The 15,949-nt window shown below is 54.4% G+C and carries 14 protein-coding genes; 6 read left to right on the top strand and 8 right to left on the bottom strand.

What is annotated here, in order from left to right; all coding sequences use genetic code 11:
- Positions 1–47: 47 nt before the first annotated feature.
- From DXY38_RS08315 to DXY38_RS08300, 3 genes are all read right to left on the bottom strand, one after another.
- The gene (locus DXY38_RS08315; RefSeq protein WP_115071235.1) at positions 48–1,265 is read right to left on the bottom strand and encodes a glycosyltransferase; all 1,218 of its coding nucleotides are present in this window, start codon (positions 1,263–1,265) and stop codon (positions 48–50) included.
- A gap of 6 nt (positions 1,266–1,271) precedes the next feature.
- A complete protein-coding gene (locus DXY38_RS08310; RefSeq protein ID WP_244279059.1) occupies positions 1,272–2,264 on the bottom strand; it encodes a hypothetical protein in 993 nt (330 codons plus the stop codon).
- Positions 2,265–2,477: 213 nt separating this feature from the next.
- A complete protein-coding gene (locus tag DXY38_RS08300; protein ID WP_115071233.1) occupies positions 2,478–4,067 on the bottom strand; it encodes a glycosyltransferase in 1,590 nt (529 codons plus the stop codon).
- Between the two features lie 75 nt (positions 4,068–4,142).
- Between DXY38_RS08300 and DXY38_RS08295 the strand changes: the two genes are divergently transcribed.
- A complete protein-coding gene (locus DXY38_RS08295) occupies positions 4,143–5,387 on the top strand; it encodes a glycosyltransferase family 4 protein (protein WP_170952898.1) in 1,245 nt (414 codons plus the stop codon).
- On the opposite strand, the gene DXY38_RS08290 is transcribed toward DXY38_RS08295, so the two are convergent.
- Positions 5,321–6,547: a glycosyltransferase gene (locus tag DXY38_RS08290; protein ID WP_115071278.1), complete on the bottom strand. Its 1,227-nt coding sequence runs from the start codon at positions 6,545–6,547 to the stop codon at positions 5,321–5,323. The two genes, DXY38_RS08295 and DXY38_RS08290, sit on opposite strands and share 67 nt — an antisense overlap.
- A 63-nt stretch (positions 6,548–6,610) precedes the next feature.
- On the opposite strand from DXY38_RS08290, the gene DXY38_RS08285 reads away from it, so the two are divergent.
- Positions 6,611–7,546: a hypothetical protein gene (locus DXY38_RS08285; protein ID WP_136988077.1), complete on the top strand. Its 936-nt coding sequence runs from the start codon at positions 6,611–6,613 to the stop codon at positions 7,544–7,546.
- On the opposite strand, the gene DXY38_RS08280 is transcribed toward DXY38_RS08285, so the two are convergent.
- Positions 7,506–8,273, bottom strand: a complete 768-nt coding sequence (locus DXY38_RS08280) for a hypothetical protein (RefSeq protein WP_136988075.1) — start codon at positions 8,271–8,273, stop codon at positions 7,506–7,508. The genes DXY38_RS08285 and DXY38_RS08280 overlap by 41 nt on opposite strands.
- 179 nt (positions 8,274–8,452) lie before the next feature.
- Here DXY38_RS08280 and DXY38_RS08275 point away from each other — a divergent pair, with 179 nt between their 5' ends.
- Positions 8,453–9,400 carry a glycosyl transferase family 90 gene (locus DXY38_RS08275; protein WP_115071229.1) on the top strand — a complete coding sequence of 316 codons (948 nt, stop codon included), beginning with the start codon at positions 8,453–8,455 and terminating at the stop codon, positions 9,398–9,400.
- A gap of 23 nt (positions 9,401–9,423) precedes the next feature.
- Here the strand turns inward: DXY38_RS08275 and DXY38_RS08270 are convergent, their stop codons facing one another.
- Together DXY38_RS08270 and DXY38_RS08265 are read right to left on the bottom strand one after the other, a co-directional pair.
- Complete coding sequence (locus DXY38_RS08270) at positions 9,424–10,104, bottom strand: hypothetical protein (RefSeq protein WP_170952897.1); 681 nt, start codon at positions 10,102–10,104, stop codon at positions 9,424–9,426.
- Positions 10,105–10,304: 200 nt separating this feature from the next.
- Complete coding sequence (locus DXY38_RS08265; protein WP_115071227.1) at positions 10,305–11,498, bottom strand: glycosyltransferase; 1,194 nt, start codon at positions 11,496–11,498, stop codon at positions 10,305–10,307.
- Between the two features lie 217 nt (positions 11,499–11,715).
- On the opposite strand from DXY38_RS08265, the gene DXY38_RS08260 reads away from it, so the two are divergent.
- Genes DXY38_RS08260 through DXY38_RS08250 form a run of 3 tightly spaced genes read left to right on the top strand, consistent with a single transcriptional unit; the run spans position 11,716 to position 14,748 of the window.
- On the top strand, positions 11,716–12,588 hold the full coding sequence (locus DXY38_RS08260; RefSeq protein ID WP_136988071.1) for a hypothetical protein: 873 nt from the start codon (positions 11,716–11,718) through the stop codon (positions 12,586–12,588).
- Positions 12,589–12,640: 52 nt separating this feature from the next.
- A complete protein-coding gene (gmd, locus tag DXY38_RS08255; protein ID WP_115071225.1) occupies positions 12,641–13,738 on the top strand; it encodes a GDP-mannose 4,6-dehydratase in 1,098 nt (365 codons plus the stop codon).
- Positions 13,735–14,748 carry a GDP-L-fucose synthase gene (locus DXY38_RS08250; RefSeq protein WP_115071224.1) on the top strand — a complete coding sequence of 338 codons (1,014 nt, stop codon included), beginning with the start codon at positions 13,735–13,737 and terminating at the stop codon, positions 14,746–14,748. The genes gmd and DXY38_RS08250 overlap by 4 nt, the downstream gene beginning before the upstream one ends.
- A 37-nt stretch (positions 14,749–14,785) precedes the next feature.
- Here the strand turns inward: DXY38_RS08250 and DXY38_RS14000 are convergent, their stop codons facing one another.
- Positions 14,786–15,883, bottom strand: a complete 1,098-nt coding sequence (locus DXY38_RS14000; RefSeq protein ID WP_170952895.1) for a hypothetical protein — start codon at positions 15,881–15,883, stop codon at positions 14,786–14,788.
- Between the last annotated feature and the right edge of the window lie 66 nt (positions 15,884–15,949).

Below are 15,949 nucleotides of genomic sequence, written 5' to 3'. Positions count from 1 at the left end.
ACGATTATTACTCATCCATAGACGCGTTGGCAACCGCACATGCCAGCTCAGCAAGGAGATCCGCACAAACCATTAAGCCAAGAATGAAATCCCTCACTAGCTGAATAGCGCCGTGCAGCCTGTTGAGCCGCTACGCCTAGCGTCTTAGCCAACTCTTGCTGGTCAAGCAGGTGCTCCATCGCCCTGGCTTGGTCATCTGGTGCATAAAAATCGCAAAGCAGACCTTCCTGACCATCCCGCATCACCTCCTGAACGGGAGCCGTTGCACTACTCACAATCGCGCAACCAGCCGCCATCGCCTCAAGCAGGCTCCAACTCAACACAAACGGCACCGTTAGGTATAAGTGCACATTGCTGCAGGCCAACAGCTGGTGGTACCCCTCTGTTTGAAGAGGACCAAGCCAATGGGTGCGCAACGGATCCAGGCCTGCATCCTGCTCAGCCCACTGCTGCCAAGTACGACCGTCCTGACGACCAGCCCCATATGCAATGATGTCGCTACCGGCGATCAAAATCTGCACTCTTGGGCGGCGTTGTTGAAGCAGGGCCAACGCCTGCATCGCTTGCGGAAAACCTCGATATTCTTCAAACCCCCTGCTCACATAGGTGACAATCTCGGCATCCCCGACTGCTTGCAAGCAGTCGGGTCGTGTAATCAGGCCAGACCTGAGCCTTGAAAGCTGGTCCCAATCGATCCCTTCGTGAATCACTTGCAAACGGGAGCGCATCCAAGCTGGAAACTGACGTTGTTGCCAAACAGTTGGGGTGACAGCCAAATCAACATCTGCCAATTCGATCAACGATTGGGCATTCCAAGTGCGCAGGCGCATCTGCCTGTCAGGCTCTACCGGCGCACCTCGGGCCAGAAAATCAACATCGGATCCAATGGCGTTGTAATACCACTCAAATAAGCCAGCGCGACGGGCCTTTGGAAATGCATCCCGCAGATAAAGACCAGGTCCAAAACCCACGTGATTAATGATCCAATCCGGATGCCAGCCCTGCTCAGCCAACTCAACACATGCTCTAAAAGCAGCCTGACCAGACAGCACAGCCTGCTCAAAACGCCGCAAATAGGGATGCAGCGCCTCCGTGCCACCGGCGCGATGGGGCTGATAAGCCTTCAACCTGAAATTGGCTCGTTCAGGAGCGTGCCACTCACAGTTGCTGGCTAAAAAAACAATCTCATGCCCCTGGTCGGCCAGCCAAGGAGCTAACCGGCGAAACTGAGATGGATAGTTGGGATGGACGAACAGAATCCGCAACAGATCTCACACCTGCGTCGCAATGGATTGAGCAAAAACGTCCTGATAGCCCCCTAACAACCAAGCCGGAAGCTTCTGCTCAGCATCATCCACTTTCATTGTGCCAGGCACGTAAAAGAGCATCGCCACCAGAAAAGCATTGGTTGCGCCTGGAGCATGAAAGCCACCCCCTTGCGCTGGGGATAAGCGCTGCACGGCCCGCTGCTTGAGCAATTCATCCTCTGGCGACATCGGCTCTTTTTGCACACCAGAGCGCACCATTGCCCAATAGCGATCTCCTAAGTCTGTCGCCCACAAACGCTCCAAATCAGCTTCGGAACAACGCTCAATCGCTGCAGCAAATTGTTGCCTAAGCAGAACCAATTCCTGGAGAATTTCTTGATCTTCAGGATCAATATAATAAAGATTAGCCAGCCCTAACATGCGATTGAGTTGAATGCGATTACCAATCAGCTCCTGCAGCGTCTGGGGGAAAGGTCCGAAATCAGGTGTGGGCACAGGCCCATCATTCACTGGCTGACTCACCGCTGAAGGAGCTGGAGCTGATAACGAACCATTCGGCACAGACGTTTCGTAGAGGGCCTGATAGTGGGGGAGCAACCATCCAGGCAGCCAGCGCTCCGCCGAGGCAATCCGAAACTGACCTGCAGGGGAGTACAGGAATGCGGCCAGCAACAACTGAACAACAGCCGGCTGATCTAAGCCTTGTTGTAAGCGCGCACTTAAGGCATCACGAAAACGCAATTGATCTGGTGTAAATGGGAATTGAGAATGCAGCTGTTGCACCAAGGCCCTCGTTGCCTCCCCCAAAGGCGAATTCCAAAGGCTCTCTAAAATATCCTCAGGAGCAGCCAACCAAAAACGTGCCAAAGCATCGCGATCTCCTCGCGCGGCTGCCTCTGCGATAAACCAAGACTGCTGAGGGATCGTTGCGATGTCCATCGCTTCAAAAAAGATTGTTTTCAGATTATCGCCTTCGGCGCGCTGTTCGAAATTCAAGTCGCTCTAAGCGCCACGTCACAGCTGCGATGATCAGGGTCATCACCAATGGCGCGAGCATAATCTGCACCAGCCAAGACAACCCCTGACCCCATAACCAAAACAACGAAAGTAGGTAAGGGAAACAAAAGAGCGTTGGCAGCAACCAACGGCGCCACTGCAGCCGAATCAAGCGGTGATGCCAGTACGGCCAACGAGATGGAGGGAAGAGACTCATCGCAAAAAGGCACGATCACCATGCTTGATTTCTAATGCCTGGCGTAATGCAGGGTGTTGCGCCGGAGGAATACAGGCCTGCAATAGGGACCAAAGCTGTTCACGATGAACATGGAGTGATGCTGGCGAAGGGTCCAGTGCAGCATTTGCTTGCAACTCCAGAGAAGCATTGGATTCACTCGCAAACCCTGCAAAACAGGCAACAGGATCTAGGCCCAAAGCCGCAGGCTGCCGTTGCCGCCATTCCGGCGGTGCTAAATCGCGGCGTTGCTCAAGCTCAGCGAACAGCTCCGAATAGTGCGCGGCCACAACCGGCAGATCAAAGCGGTTGCGGGCCCAAATCGCTGCCTGACGGCCCATCGCTTGACGCAGTTTTGGTTGCGATAGCAAGGTGAGCACAGCAGCTTCAGCCGCAGCAAGATCAAGCTGCACCAGCTGGGCCAACGCTCCCGCTACAGAGGCATAGCTCTGCATACCGAGGCGATGCTGCCAACCCAAGGGCACTGATGCATCGGCTGCCACGGCACACCATCGGCTGGGAATCAACCACCCATGCTGCCCATGCACCAATAGGTCTCGATAACCATCCCAATCACTCGCCACGACAGGTAAGCCAGCTGCAAGCAGCTCAACCACAGACTGCCCAAAGGTTTCTTGCACGTTGTCCACCAAAGACACCCCCAGATCTGCCGCGGCCAACGCCAGTAGTTTCTGATCTTCAGACACCGGCTCCGAGCCACCGATTCTGAGAAAACGCAAGTGCTTGCACTCCTCGCGTCGCTGCTGGTGTGCCTGCACCTGGCCTTCGCCATCGTCTGGACCTAACTCCACAAACACAAGCGGGCGATCGCGTTGTTGTGCCACCCTCTCCAACATTCGATAGGTGGGGGCAGGATCCGCCTTGGAATAAAGGGTGATACGCCCGAGCCAAACAACAACATCAGCCTCAGCAGGCAAACCCAGCACTTGGCGTGCCCGTAACCGATCTGGCAACTTCTGTTGGATCTCAGTGACCGGCATCGGCAAGGGAATGACGGGCAGCTGGGGCCGATGCTGGCGAAAACGTGAAACCGCAACACCAGCGCGTGCAGCATTCCTTTGCTCACGCTGCGAAAGCACAGCTTCCACAACAGCACGACCAGCGTTGCTGCTGCAAATCAAAGCATCCCAGTTAAGAATATTTTCGGCGGTGAGTTCTTCGATCCTGGCCATCGCACCCGTTGTGCAGAGGGTGTGGATTTGACCGATCAGTGAAAAGCTTGCTGGGGTTGAAAAGGCATCCCGCCAACCACTCCAAATGCCAATGGAAGGATCCGGCACCATCAAGGCGCCACAGCGTTCGACCTTATTGGTCGAGAACAGATCATTGGCTGAGACTGCATTGGCAGCCCCCCAGCTCTGCAAAAGGGCTTGAATCTGATTGCCTAAGCCCACAGGATCAGCCACCAAGAGCGGAAGCTCCTGGCCAGCCGCCAAGCTGAGCCAAAGCTTGAGGAGCTGCTGACCAGCCCAACGGCGCCCATTCAACGGGCCCCCACCAGGCAAAAGATCAGGCACCATCAGCAGAGCCGGAAGGCGGGAATGCACGTTTGTTCTCCTTCATTCCATCGGCAAGCGACCATAGGAGCACCGCGCCATCGCGATCTAATCGCCCGAAGGCAGATGAAGCTTCTCGTGATCACCAATCTCTTTCCGCCGCAAGAGCTCGGTGGCTATGGCCGCGCCATGGCCGACTTTGCGTGGGGATTAGAGCAACGGGGACACAAGCTCGATGTATGCAGCAGTGATGCCCCTTATCTGCTCCAAAGCAGCTTGTCAGTTCAACTCCAGGCGAATGTGCAGCGTTGTTTGCACTTAAAAGGAACATTTCTCAATGGCGTGCATCATCTCAACGATCCATCCGCACGGCATCACATTGACCAGCACAATCAACAACAGATCCAAGCTGTGATCAACACCACTGCATACGACGGCGTGCTGTTGGGCAATCTTGATTTGATCGGCGTTGAGATCCTGAAGCCACTCCTTCGCACCAACCTGCCACTCCTGCATCACATTGGTTACACCACTGCACCATTTCCAGCCAATCAACACCCATCGGCAAACAATTACCGCATGGTGGCTGCGAGCGAAGCTGTAAAACACTGCTTGGCTAATCAGGCGCTACAGACACAAACAATCCCAGTGGTGTATCCGGGGGCACGGTGTGATCTGTTTGGCCCATCCGCCACAAAACGCCTCCTTCCAGCACCATTAAATCGCAGCAATTCTCCCGAAATCACCCTGGGGCAACCAGGGCATCCTCTACGGATCTGCTTCGCTGGCCTGATGATGGCAACAAAAAGCCCCCATACCATCGCCGAAGCCCTTCTCTCCCTCAAACAACGTGGCATCAATGCCAAGCTCTCCTTCGCTGGAGATAGCTTTCAAGAGGGCTATAAAGAAGCGATCCAGGCTTATCTCAACCAACACAATCTTCAAGATGATGTGCAATGGTTTGGGCAGCTCTCCCGCAGCCAGCTAGCACGCTTTTTTGGTCTTCACCATGTTGCAATCTTCCCTTCTGTCCATCCAGAAGCTTTCGGGATTGTGGCCGCAGAAGCGATCGCTAGTGGTCTTATTTTAGCCACGAGTGGCGTGGGAGGTGCTGCTGAACTGATCGAGGATCGCGTGAGTGGCTTTCGCTTCAAACCAGGGAATTCCGGAGATTTAGCCAAAATACTGGAAGAGATCTGCACACTCACGCCAGAGCAGCTGCGCTCGATCGCACAACACGGCGAACAGCGCATACGCTCACAATTCAGCGTTGAGAAAGCAGCAGCTCAACTCGAACAACTCTTTCAAGCTTCTCGGCCAGATGTTAACAACGCAAATAAGTTAGACAATTTAGGCCACATCACATTATGATCCCAACCCAGCGCATCTTGCCTGGCCTGCACACTCAACTGCTCCCTCAAGGCTGCATTCGCCAAAAGATCAAGTACCACCCTTGAAAGTTGATCAGGCCTCGTGAAGGGCACGAGCATTCCATTCCTGCCATGTTGAATCGCTTCAGAAACAGGAATTCCCTCACTGCCCACCACGCAACAGCCACAAGCCATCGCCTCCAGCAAACTCCAGCCAAGAATAAATGGCCGGCTAAGGTATACATGGACCCAACTCGCCTGAAGCAAGGCTAGAAGAGTTGGATACGGCACTCTGCCTAAAAAATGCACACGCTCCAGATCAAGCTGTGTTCCCAATTCGGCCAACATTTGCTGCTTCAGTGACGGACCATCTGACTGACCACCCGCATAACCTGCGCCATTGTCGCCAACAATCATTACACGAACAGAAGAGTGTTGTTTTAATATCTTTGGGAGTGAATGCATGAATTGATCAAAGCCACGCAAGCGCTCTAAATTACGATTCACAAATGTGATTGTTGGAGTGCTTCTATTGATCGCAATCCCTCTTACAACATACTCAGCATTCGGATCAGGACAGGCAATGCTGGCATCTATGCCTTCATGGATCACATGCAAGCGCTTGGAAACCAAATCGCTCGGAAAGCTTGCGGCTTGATGCTCGGTTGGCAACACCCAAGCAGCCGCATGCTGTAGCGCCGCACGCGTGAGCTGATTGCGAGCGAGCTGATCGGCGCATTGCTCTGCGCTCAAGCCGGGCCCATCGGGTGGTTCAAGCACCCCAAGATGCAAGGCCTGCACCCAAAGTTCAGGCCATAGCACCTGGGGAACAGCGGGCCACACTTGATGCAACAACAACGTTTCACCCCAACCGCTATGGCCAAGAATCAGATGCGGCGACCAACCTTGTTGTTGCCAATCCGAGGCAATACAACGCACCTGAGGAGCACGCGAGAGGCCCTCCGCCCAATAGCCCAGGCCTGAAATCGATGGCTGCAATGCAGCAAGATCAGGTTCCGGATAGCGCTGGACCTGTATCCCATCTGGCAAGGGGCGCTGATGACTGCAAATCGCACGCACGTCATGACCCTGCTGCTGCAGGCGGGGAAGCAACTGGCGAAATTGACCTGGGAAATTCTGATGGACCAACAGAATCCGCACGCTTGACATAACCGCTGCGAAGCATTCTTGCTGGCTGGGTGGTTTTAGAAGCGGTACGGTCTGGTGGTTAACGCCGCAACTGCTGTGCTCGCAACTACTCCCGCCGTACTGCTCGTGCTCGGCTTGCCGCAATGCGGCACCGATGCAGTCAGTGATGTTTTGCGACGCTGTGGTGCCCAAGCCGAAACCGCCAGCAGTCTTGCCCATGCACAGCACGATTTACTAAGCGGCCTGGGGAACGGCTGGGATAGCCCTCTTGAACTCCCCGATCGTTGCTTTGCTAGCAAACAAGCAACCGAATTTGAAAGCACGCTCGCTGAAGCTTTCGTTCAGGCCTCCCCCGATCAATACTCCATGGCCTGCCTGCATGGAATGGAGCGCGTGCTCCCTCTCTGGCAGCGCGCGTTGGAGTCAAATAACCATGCTTACTGCCATCTACTCGTTGTGCGCCATCCGCTGGACGTGGCTGAGCAATTCCGCAGCAGCCATGGCTGGAATCGTGATCATGCCCTGCTGATTTGGCTGCAAAGCACTCTGGCGATGGAACGACACAGCAGAGGCAAGAAACGCGTCGTCGTTGACAGCGAGCAGGTGCGCTGGGATTTAGATGCCGCACTCAACCGAATCGAATCTGCGTTGCAACTCTCTCTACCAGAACGTAACCACAAAACACTCTTAGAGATCGAAGCAACCCAAGAAAACAGCTCAAAAGATCAACCGCCAGCAGCAACATCCGCGAGCCATGGATCCTTACTTTTAACCATGGCCTTACAACTGCACGCCTGGCTTCTTGCAGAAGCACAAGGTGAAAAGCAACTCATCCATTTGCCTCAAACGATCCGGCAGCAACTGCAACTAGCCGAATCAGTGATGGGTAGAACTCTCAGTGACCTCAGCGAAAAAAACGAAACGCTCCACCACCAACTTTCGTGCTTAGAGCAGAGGCGCTCGGTGCGACTCAGCAACTGGCTTCGGGGAGCTCGCTCACCGGAGGCTTGATCACACCGCCAATTAATGAGCGGAATGCAGTGCCCCAATGTTGCAACTCCAGCCAACTAGCGCATATCAAAGCAGGCTTATAAAGTTTAAAAACTTTGGTTAGGCCAAGCGTTGCTGCACTTTCCAAGGGTGAAATAAACGAACAGTCTCCATCCTGCCAACAATCATGATTGCACCACCGATCCATTTGCTCAGGAGTTAACACGAAACAACCAGAATGGGGATTTTTCGGTGATTCAAAAAAGAGCCGGCCAGCCGGTGAATCAATCGTAAGTGGTGGCGATGGATCAGGGATCAGCCAGCGTTGTTCATTCTCAGGGATAGGCCCGTCAATAAACAATCTATCCACCATAAACGGCACATAATTCATCTCCATACGATGCGGAAGCAAGAGATGCTCACTCCCCAAACTCTGCGTAAAGCTGATGATCTTATGAAAAAAGTAATGATCAAGAATTAGTAGATCATCTTCGAGATAAACAAGTAAATCAAAATCTTGATCACGATTCTTAGCAAGCAGTTTCTGCGCTTCAAACCCTAAATGCATCGGTGAACTTGGCTCATACACCTCTTCTCGAATCAGCTCGCGATAGGGCTCATCCAAGTGGGAGATCACGGTGTTGGAACCATCAGTGACAAGACGCAGATCAAACTGGTGACGAATCGCCTGATTCGCATTTTTGACTTGCATTTCGCCCACATCAATCACACCCTGCCGATGACTCATCCTCCTTAGGGCCAGTAGCTGATCCTGAAGCGCGCGCCGGCGTGGTTCAGGATCAGCCCGCAGCGATGCATGCCGACCACCGCCTTGAGGATTCCAGTGATGCACGATGGCCACCAGGATTTTCATGCTGTCGCGCAAGAGCTCTCCAGGATGCCTGATTTCACGACGCTGAGCCCGCCATGAGCACCATCCATTGCAGCTGGCCCCCTCTTCATCGGCGTTATTGGAGGCTGCAACCAACCAGTGCTTGCTCTGTTCTTGACGTACAACTGCGCGGGCAAGAGGCGCCTTTGGTTGTGGTTCCAGAGGACACCTACCGGATGAGCGGACGGATCGAGCCGCTGCTGCAAGTGGCCAGCGTTGCTGCCTGGCGGCTGGGGAAGCAGAAGCCCCAGCTGCGTTTCCAGATCCAAGTGCACGACGAGCAGCCACACCACACCTGTTTGCGCTTCGACGCAGCCGCCTCTGATTCGGGAATCCTGCTGCCAGATCCCTATGCGCTTGGATCTCAGGGTTACAAACTCTTCCGCGACCAACTCAGCCACCATCCGCTTCCCGCCTGGAAGAAGAGGTGGCCAATCGCCTTTTGGCGTGGCTCCAGCACGGGCATCAAAGCATTAACTGTGAGCCGGCTCCCTCAAAACCCTCGTTACCAGCTGTGCCAACTGAGCCAATTGCATCCTTTAATTCTGGATGCACGCCTCACCTCCGTGGTGCAATGCCGCGACCAAGAGGCAATGCAACTCGTGCAGGACACCCTTGATCGCGACAGCCTGCTCGCGCCCCGCAGCGAACCCTGGACGTTTGCCCAGCATCGTTTCCTCATCGAAATTGATGGGAATGTCAACTCATGGGGCCTGCTTTGGAAATTACTCAGCGGAAGCTGCGTACTACGCGTTGAGAGCAACCGGCGGCAGTGGTATCACTCTGAGCTACAACCATTCACGCATTTTGTACCAGTCGCTCGTAATCTTTCCGACCTGATCGAGAAGCTGCAGTGGTGCCAGAGCCATACCGATCAATGCGAAAGGATTGCCGCAGCAGGGCGTCAATTAGCAATGAACGAAATCAAACAGCTTGGACGCAGAGTTGTCTCCGCTATAGATCATTTAGGGAAACAACTTTGAAGCGAACTATCCCATCCTCTTGTTCAAAACGAAAGATGCCGCCAGCTCGATGGATCAGGTCGCAAATCTGGCAATGCTGCCGTTGTCCAATTAATCAGCCCAGGGTGAATCCACAACGATCCACCAGCAGCGCGCAAACCAGCATGAAAAGCAACATGCTCAGCCACCTGCCAGCGAATCAAACGGAGGCCACGATCGGGATGATCAATCCAGCGACTCATCGACCCTGAATAGGCGCCCTCATTGCGCCGTAGCCATTCCATTTTATAAAATCCCAAACCTCCAAAAGCGCTGTTCACCCGCTCAGGCGCTGCCAATGGATCAAGACTGAACTGCCATGGCTGAAAAGCCTGCTCGATTAATTCAAGATCACTGAGCTGCGGCTGCCGGCAGTGCAACTCCAAAACTTGCTGCCACACATCAACCGGACAACGCTGCGGGTGGCGCAACGCCCACAGGTCGTAGTACGGGCCACGTTGATTCGCAAAGACAGCAGCGGCATCTTTTTGGGAAAGAAACCAAGCCAACACATCGGGCCAGTTTCCAAGGTCCCATGGCTCAGCGTTCACCTCATCGCAATCCAGCACGAGCACAAGATCGTCCAACTTGAATCCGGTTTCGCGGCGCAACCAACCGATCAAGCCATTCCGCAGGTGAGCCAAGCGCTCTGTTCGAACAGGCAGAGATCGATCAATGCCGCGCATGCCACGGGCAGAAATACCAGAACGATTTTTCGCATAGATTTGAATCTGCTCCAATGTATCGTCCGTACTGTCATTTTCAAGAATGAATATTTTTAGCGCTTTAAAACATGGCCTTAAGCGATCAAGATTGTCAAAAAACTTTGGCAAGTAGCAACCACAATCGCGCGCACAAGCGAGAACCCAAAGCGTTTGATTAAAGATCATTGTTTCTGCTCAAGCAGATGGCACCACTCCATGGCCACCTGCACCCAGGTCCGCATTGGACGATTTTGAATCTCTTGCACTAAGTGCTGATGCAAGGCCGCATTCGTTGCCAAACGATGAAGAGCCGAGCTGAGCTGCTCGTGATCACGGGTTTCCACCATGACGCAACCGCCGCCTGCCGCCAACTCAGCCAGCGCACCATCGCCGCGACACAAACAAGGCCGCCGGTGCCACAGGCTCTCGGCAACGGGCAAGCCAAAACCCTCTTCTAAAGAAGGAAAGACACAACAACGGGCCTGGCGATACAGCTCAAGCAGCCGCTGATCATCAGCATCAGACTCCCAACGCAGGGGCAAGCCCAAGGCCAAAGCTCGCTGCACCATCGCCACAACCCCAGCATCGTTGGGCCAGCCAACCAGCACCAGCGTGAGACCGGCGGGCCAACGCTGCTCAGCCACCAACGCAGCCAAAGCCTTGAGAAGGCCGCGATGATTTTTGCGTGGCTCGAGGGAGGCCACACAGAGCATCAAGGGCGCTTGCGGATCCGCAGCGGCCATTCGCAGCGTCTGCGGAAATTCCTCTGCTAAGCGCACCACCTTCAGCTGTGTTGATGTTGCAATCCTCTGCTCTACCCAAAACTCACGGAGATGGGACGCAGTGGTGCGTGAATTCGCCAACACGAGCGGGAATCGAGCCAAGCCTGCCATGTATTGGGCATGGCACTGAGACGCAGAGGCCGAATGCTTTCCATACAACCCGGCCAAACGCCAGGGAATGGCGTCATGAAACAACCAGGCCACATCAAGCTGAAGGCGGGCCAACTCCAGCTCAAGCTGATCCGCATCGGGATTGTGGGGGCCACTAACCAGCTCAACAATCAGAAGCTGGTCAGCCTGCAACAACTCCTGCGGCGATCGCGCTAAGCAATCTGCATCAGCCCAGGCACTGCTCGGAGGGCCACCCCATCGCGCCATATGCTGACGCTCTTCGAGGCTGGCAGGCGTCAAGCGCCGGGAAGGGCGATCCCAAACCACAGGCTGGAGTGAGCGTCCTAGCTCAAGCAAGGCGCTTGCCAAACAGCGCACACAACGCTGAATCCCCGTGTTGCGCTCAAAGCGAGCGGTGTGATCCACGTAATAGAGCCAAGTGGCCGATCCAAGACTGGTCATGGGCCCCAAGGACATCACCATGAAGCAGCACCTAAAAATGGTGGTCTCAAGCTTCTACAGACAGCCCTAAGAACATCGAACAGAGAAAATAATTTCATGCGTTGCCTAGACCTCTGTGCATTTTCAGCAAGCAAGCAGGGAAAACAAGCAACCTGAGACAGATCCCTCAGCATCTCGCACTTCCAAACAAATCGGCCTGAAGGCGATCTGCCTGACGGCATGGAACCGGCCCCAAGAGTTGGCCCAACTGTTGGCCTCATTGCAATGCGTGAGAGGGCTTGCCAATTGGTCTCTTTACGTGTGCGTTGAACCATCCGAGGAGCAGAACAAAATCATCGATCTGATCACAGCAGCTGCACTTCCTTGCAAATTAAACCTGAACCGCAATCGCAGCCAACACGGAGTGCGCGGCAATCCCCTCTTCTGCCTGCAAGAAGCCTCCGCCGACGGAGCCGAAACCTTCCTTCTGCTGGAAGACGATCTTGAAGTGTCGGCTGATTGCCTCGAGTTCATCGAACTGGCGACCGCACAACCTTCATGGGATCGGCAATACCGCTGCGGTAATTTGCATTTCTCAACCTGCTTTAACAACGCCCATCTCAACCATTGGGATAAAAAGGCAAGCTTCCTTCCAAGAACAGCCTTCGATACTTATTTCTTATCAAGCCTGGGATTATTCTTTAGTCGCGCACAATTTGAATCTTTTATCCAGCCCCATTGGTGGGATGCTCCTTTGTTATTACGAGACTTCTTCGGTGAACGCATCAGTGGCTGGGATTGCTCCTTAAATCAAGCTTTGCTTCTAGGGAACCAGCCTTGCCTGCAAAGCTTGTTGCCGCGAGTGCGGCACTTAGGCGTTGTAGGTGTGCATTCGGACGCTGTGCTGCATCAACGCAGCTACGCCCACGCTGGCATTTACTCCGGCCAGCAGCCTTTAACTGATCTCGCGATTCATACAGTTGATGGGATTAACGCCAACCCACCTGATGGTTGCGAACATTGGGGCCATTTGTTGCGGATGGCCCGCCAGCTCTGGACACTCGAACGCACGGCCCTGAAGCGTCAACTTGAACTAGCACGCTGCAGCCGAGACTTACGCAGATATTTTTAGCCCCTCCGCAAGCCCAGTTCTTGCCATTGCGCTGACTCCAACACCATCACCAATGAACCCTTCCAGCAAAACCGCTCTCATCACCGGCATCACTGGCCAAGACGGCAGCTACCTAGCGGAATTACTGCTCGATAAGGGCTACAACGTGCACGGCATCAAGCGGAGAGCTAGCAGCTTCAACACCAGCAGGATCGACCATCTCTATCAAGATCCCCACGACGACGATCCGCGGCTGACCTTGCATTACGGCGACCTCAGTGATGGCTCAAATCTGCAACGGATCATTGAACAGATTCAGCCTGATGAGATTTACAACCTCGGCGCGCAAAGCCATGTAGCAGTGAGCTTTGAAGCACCGGAATACACGGCCAATGTGGACGCCCTTGGCACCCTGCGCATCCTTGAAGCCGTGCGCATTCTTGGCTTAACAGAGACCACTCGCATCTATCAGGCATCGACTTCAGAGCTATACGGCTTGGTTCAAGAAACCCCGCAAACGGAGACAACCCGCTTCCATCCGCGCAGCCCCTATGGAGTAGCCAAGCTGTATGCCTATTGGATCACCGTGAATTACCGCGAGGCCTACGGGATGTACGCCTGCAACGGGATTCTGTTTAACCATGAGAGCCCTCGGCGCGGGGAAACCTTCGTGACCCGCAAAATCACGCGCGGGCTCGCGCGAATTGATGCAGGTTTAGAGAGCTGCTTATTCATGGGCAATCTCGATTCATTACGCGACTGGGGCCATGCCCGCGACTATGTGGAGATGCAATGGCGGATGCTGCAGCAGGAGCACCCAGAAGATTTTGTAATCGCTACCGGCCGGCAAGAATCGGTGCGGCACTTCATCGAACTCAGCGCTCAGCAACTGGGGTGGGGCGCAATCCAGTGGGATGGTGAGGGCTTGCAGGAAATCGGCAGACGGGCCACAGGTCAGGTGGTGGTGCGGATCGATCCGCGCTATTTCCGGCCAGCAGAAGTGGAAACACTCCTGGGTGATCCCAGCCAAGCCCACAAGAAACTGGGCTGGACCCCAACGACAAGCCTCGAGGAACTCGTGAGCGAAATGATCGCGTTAGATCAGGAGGAAGCAGGTAAGGAGGCATTCCTCAAGAGCCAAGGCTTCTCTGTGGTGGGGCCGCGGGAATGAGCTTGCTTCTAGCCAACGACCGCCTATTCATTGCAGGCTCCAGGGGAATGGCTGGCAGCGCGATCGTGCGTGCCTTGCAACGTGCCGGCTATGGCGACCTTTCGCGCGGTGGAGAGCTCCTCACTCCCGCACGCCAAGAGCTCGATTTGCTCGATATCCAGGCCGTTCAGCGCTGGATGGCTATGCACAAACCCAGCGTGGTTGTGCTGGCAGCCGCAACAGTGGGGGGCATTGAAGCCAACCGCAGCCGTCCCGCTGATTTCCTGCTGGACAATCTCAAGATCCAAACCAATGTGATCGAAACCGCCTGGCAAGCGGGTGTGCGCCGCTTGCTCTTTCTAGGCAGCAGCTGCATCTACCCCAAATTTGCCGCGCAGCCGATCCGAGAAGAAGAGCTGCTCACCGGTGCGCTGGAACCCACAAACGAATGGTATGCAATCGCCAAGATCGCCGGAATCAAACTTTGTGAGGCGTTGCGCCAGCAGCACGGCTTTGATGCGATCAGCCTGATGCCAACCAACCTCTATGGGCCTGGAGACAATTACCATCCCAGCGGTAGCCATGTGTTGCCGGCCTTGATCCGCCGCTTCCAGGAAGCCAAAGACCATGGGACTTCGTGCGTGTACTGCTGGGGCAGCGGCTCACCCCTGCGTGAATTCCTGCATGCCGATGATTTAGGGGAAGCCTGCGTATTTGCACTAAAGCGCTGGAATCCAGACCATGCCGATGCCCCCAAGAACGAGCAAGGCACACCGCTCACCTTCCTGAATGTGGGCACTGGCCACGACCTCACGATTCGTGACCTAGCTGAACAAGTCGCTGCCGCCGTTGGCTTTTCAGGGGAAATTCACTGGGACAGCAGCAAACCAGATGGCACACCCAAAAAACAATTGGATGTCAGCAGGCTGAGCACGATGGGTTGGCAGGCGCGCATTCCGCTCAACGCAGGCCTACCTCAAGCTCTTGACGATTTTCAAAAACAACGCCAGGCCGGCACATTGCGCAGCTAAGGGCAAACGGCATGCCCTTCGAATTGCAGGCGATTGCTTAAACCAGAACAACAGCATCCACTGAGAAATCAGACAGGTTGTTGTTGATCAATCTTGCACTGCCAAGAGCAGTGCTGAACAAAAGATCAGCACCAGACTGCGTCAGCTGATAACCAAGTTCTGCATTGAGTTCGAGACGATCACCAGCCGCAAAGGAAAAATCCCAGATCGTGTCATCACCTTCTGAGATACGAAAGCGATCGGCACCACGATCGCCCCAGAGTGCATCATTGCCGATGCCTCCAAACAGCCAATCATTATCTTTACCGCCACGCAAGGTGTCGTCACCAAGATCACCCCAGATCTCATCATTTCCCTGATTTCCATTCACAAAATCATTGCCTTTGCCAGCACGCACTAGATCATTCCCAGCAGCAGCATGAATCAAATCATCACCACGTGCTGAATAAATAGTCTCTCGATAGCCCTTCCCCCAAAGCTCATCAGCCTCCATGGACAGAAATTGTGCCTCTGCTCCCCAAATCTCGATTAAGGCATTGAGATCAGATGTGGTGAAGAAATCAGGCCAGTCTCCAGACTCTGGGCTGCGATAGGCCATGACCGTCTGCTCTGGATAGGCACTGGTCCAGGGGTCGGTGTTGCTGTCATAGGTATCACCATCGCCCGCTTCAAAGGGATGCTCTAGCCCCAGCGAATGTCCCCACTCGTGAACATTCACGTATTGGCGATAGTCCCAATTATCTGCAACCTCGGGGTAATTCATAAACAATTCCCAACCCACCGAACCAGTAACCGCAAGGCCAAGGGTTTGGCCGCTTCCGCTGCCTCCAACCTCAATTTCCTGGTCGTAATAGAACGCCGTGTCTGCCTGGGACGCCTCTCCTACAAAGGAAAAATCAAGATCGATAATCGAATCCAGCCGTTTCACAATGGAGCGGATGTAGTCCTGATCTTGCCCCGTGATCGGAACCGACTGAATCGTCTGCGATCCAAATCCACCACCACTGACCTGAACAGCTCCGCCTGAAGAATGGAGATAGAGATCCATCACCCCATCAGCAGCTACCAACTGCTGTGAAAACTCAGCGGCGGAGTTACTGATCAAGACTTGAGTCGGAACCAGATCCGTGGACATCTCCAGACCGGCTGCAACTGACGCTTCGCCAATGAGGCCAAGCCTTTGGGCCGCTGCTCGCTCGCA

The organism is Synechococcus sp. UW179B (assembly GCF_900474245.1).
Taxonomy (GTDB): Bacteria; Cyanobacteriota; Cyanobacteriia; order PCC-6307; family Cyanobiaceae; genus Synechococcus_C.
This window is presented reverse-complemented; position numbering and strand designations above follow the sequence as displayed.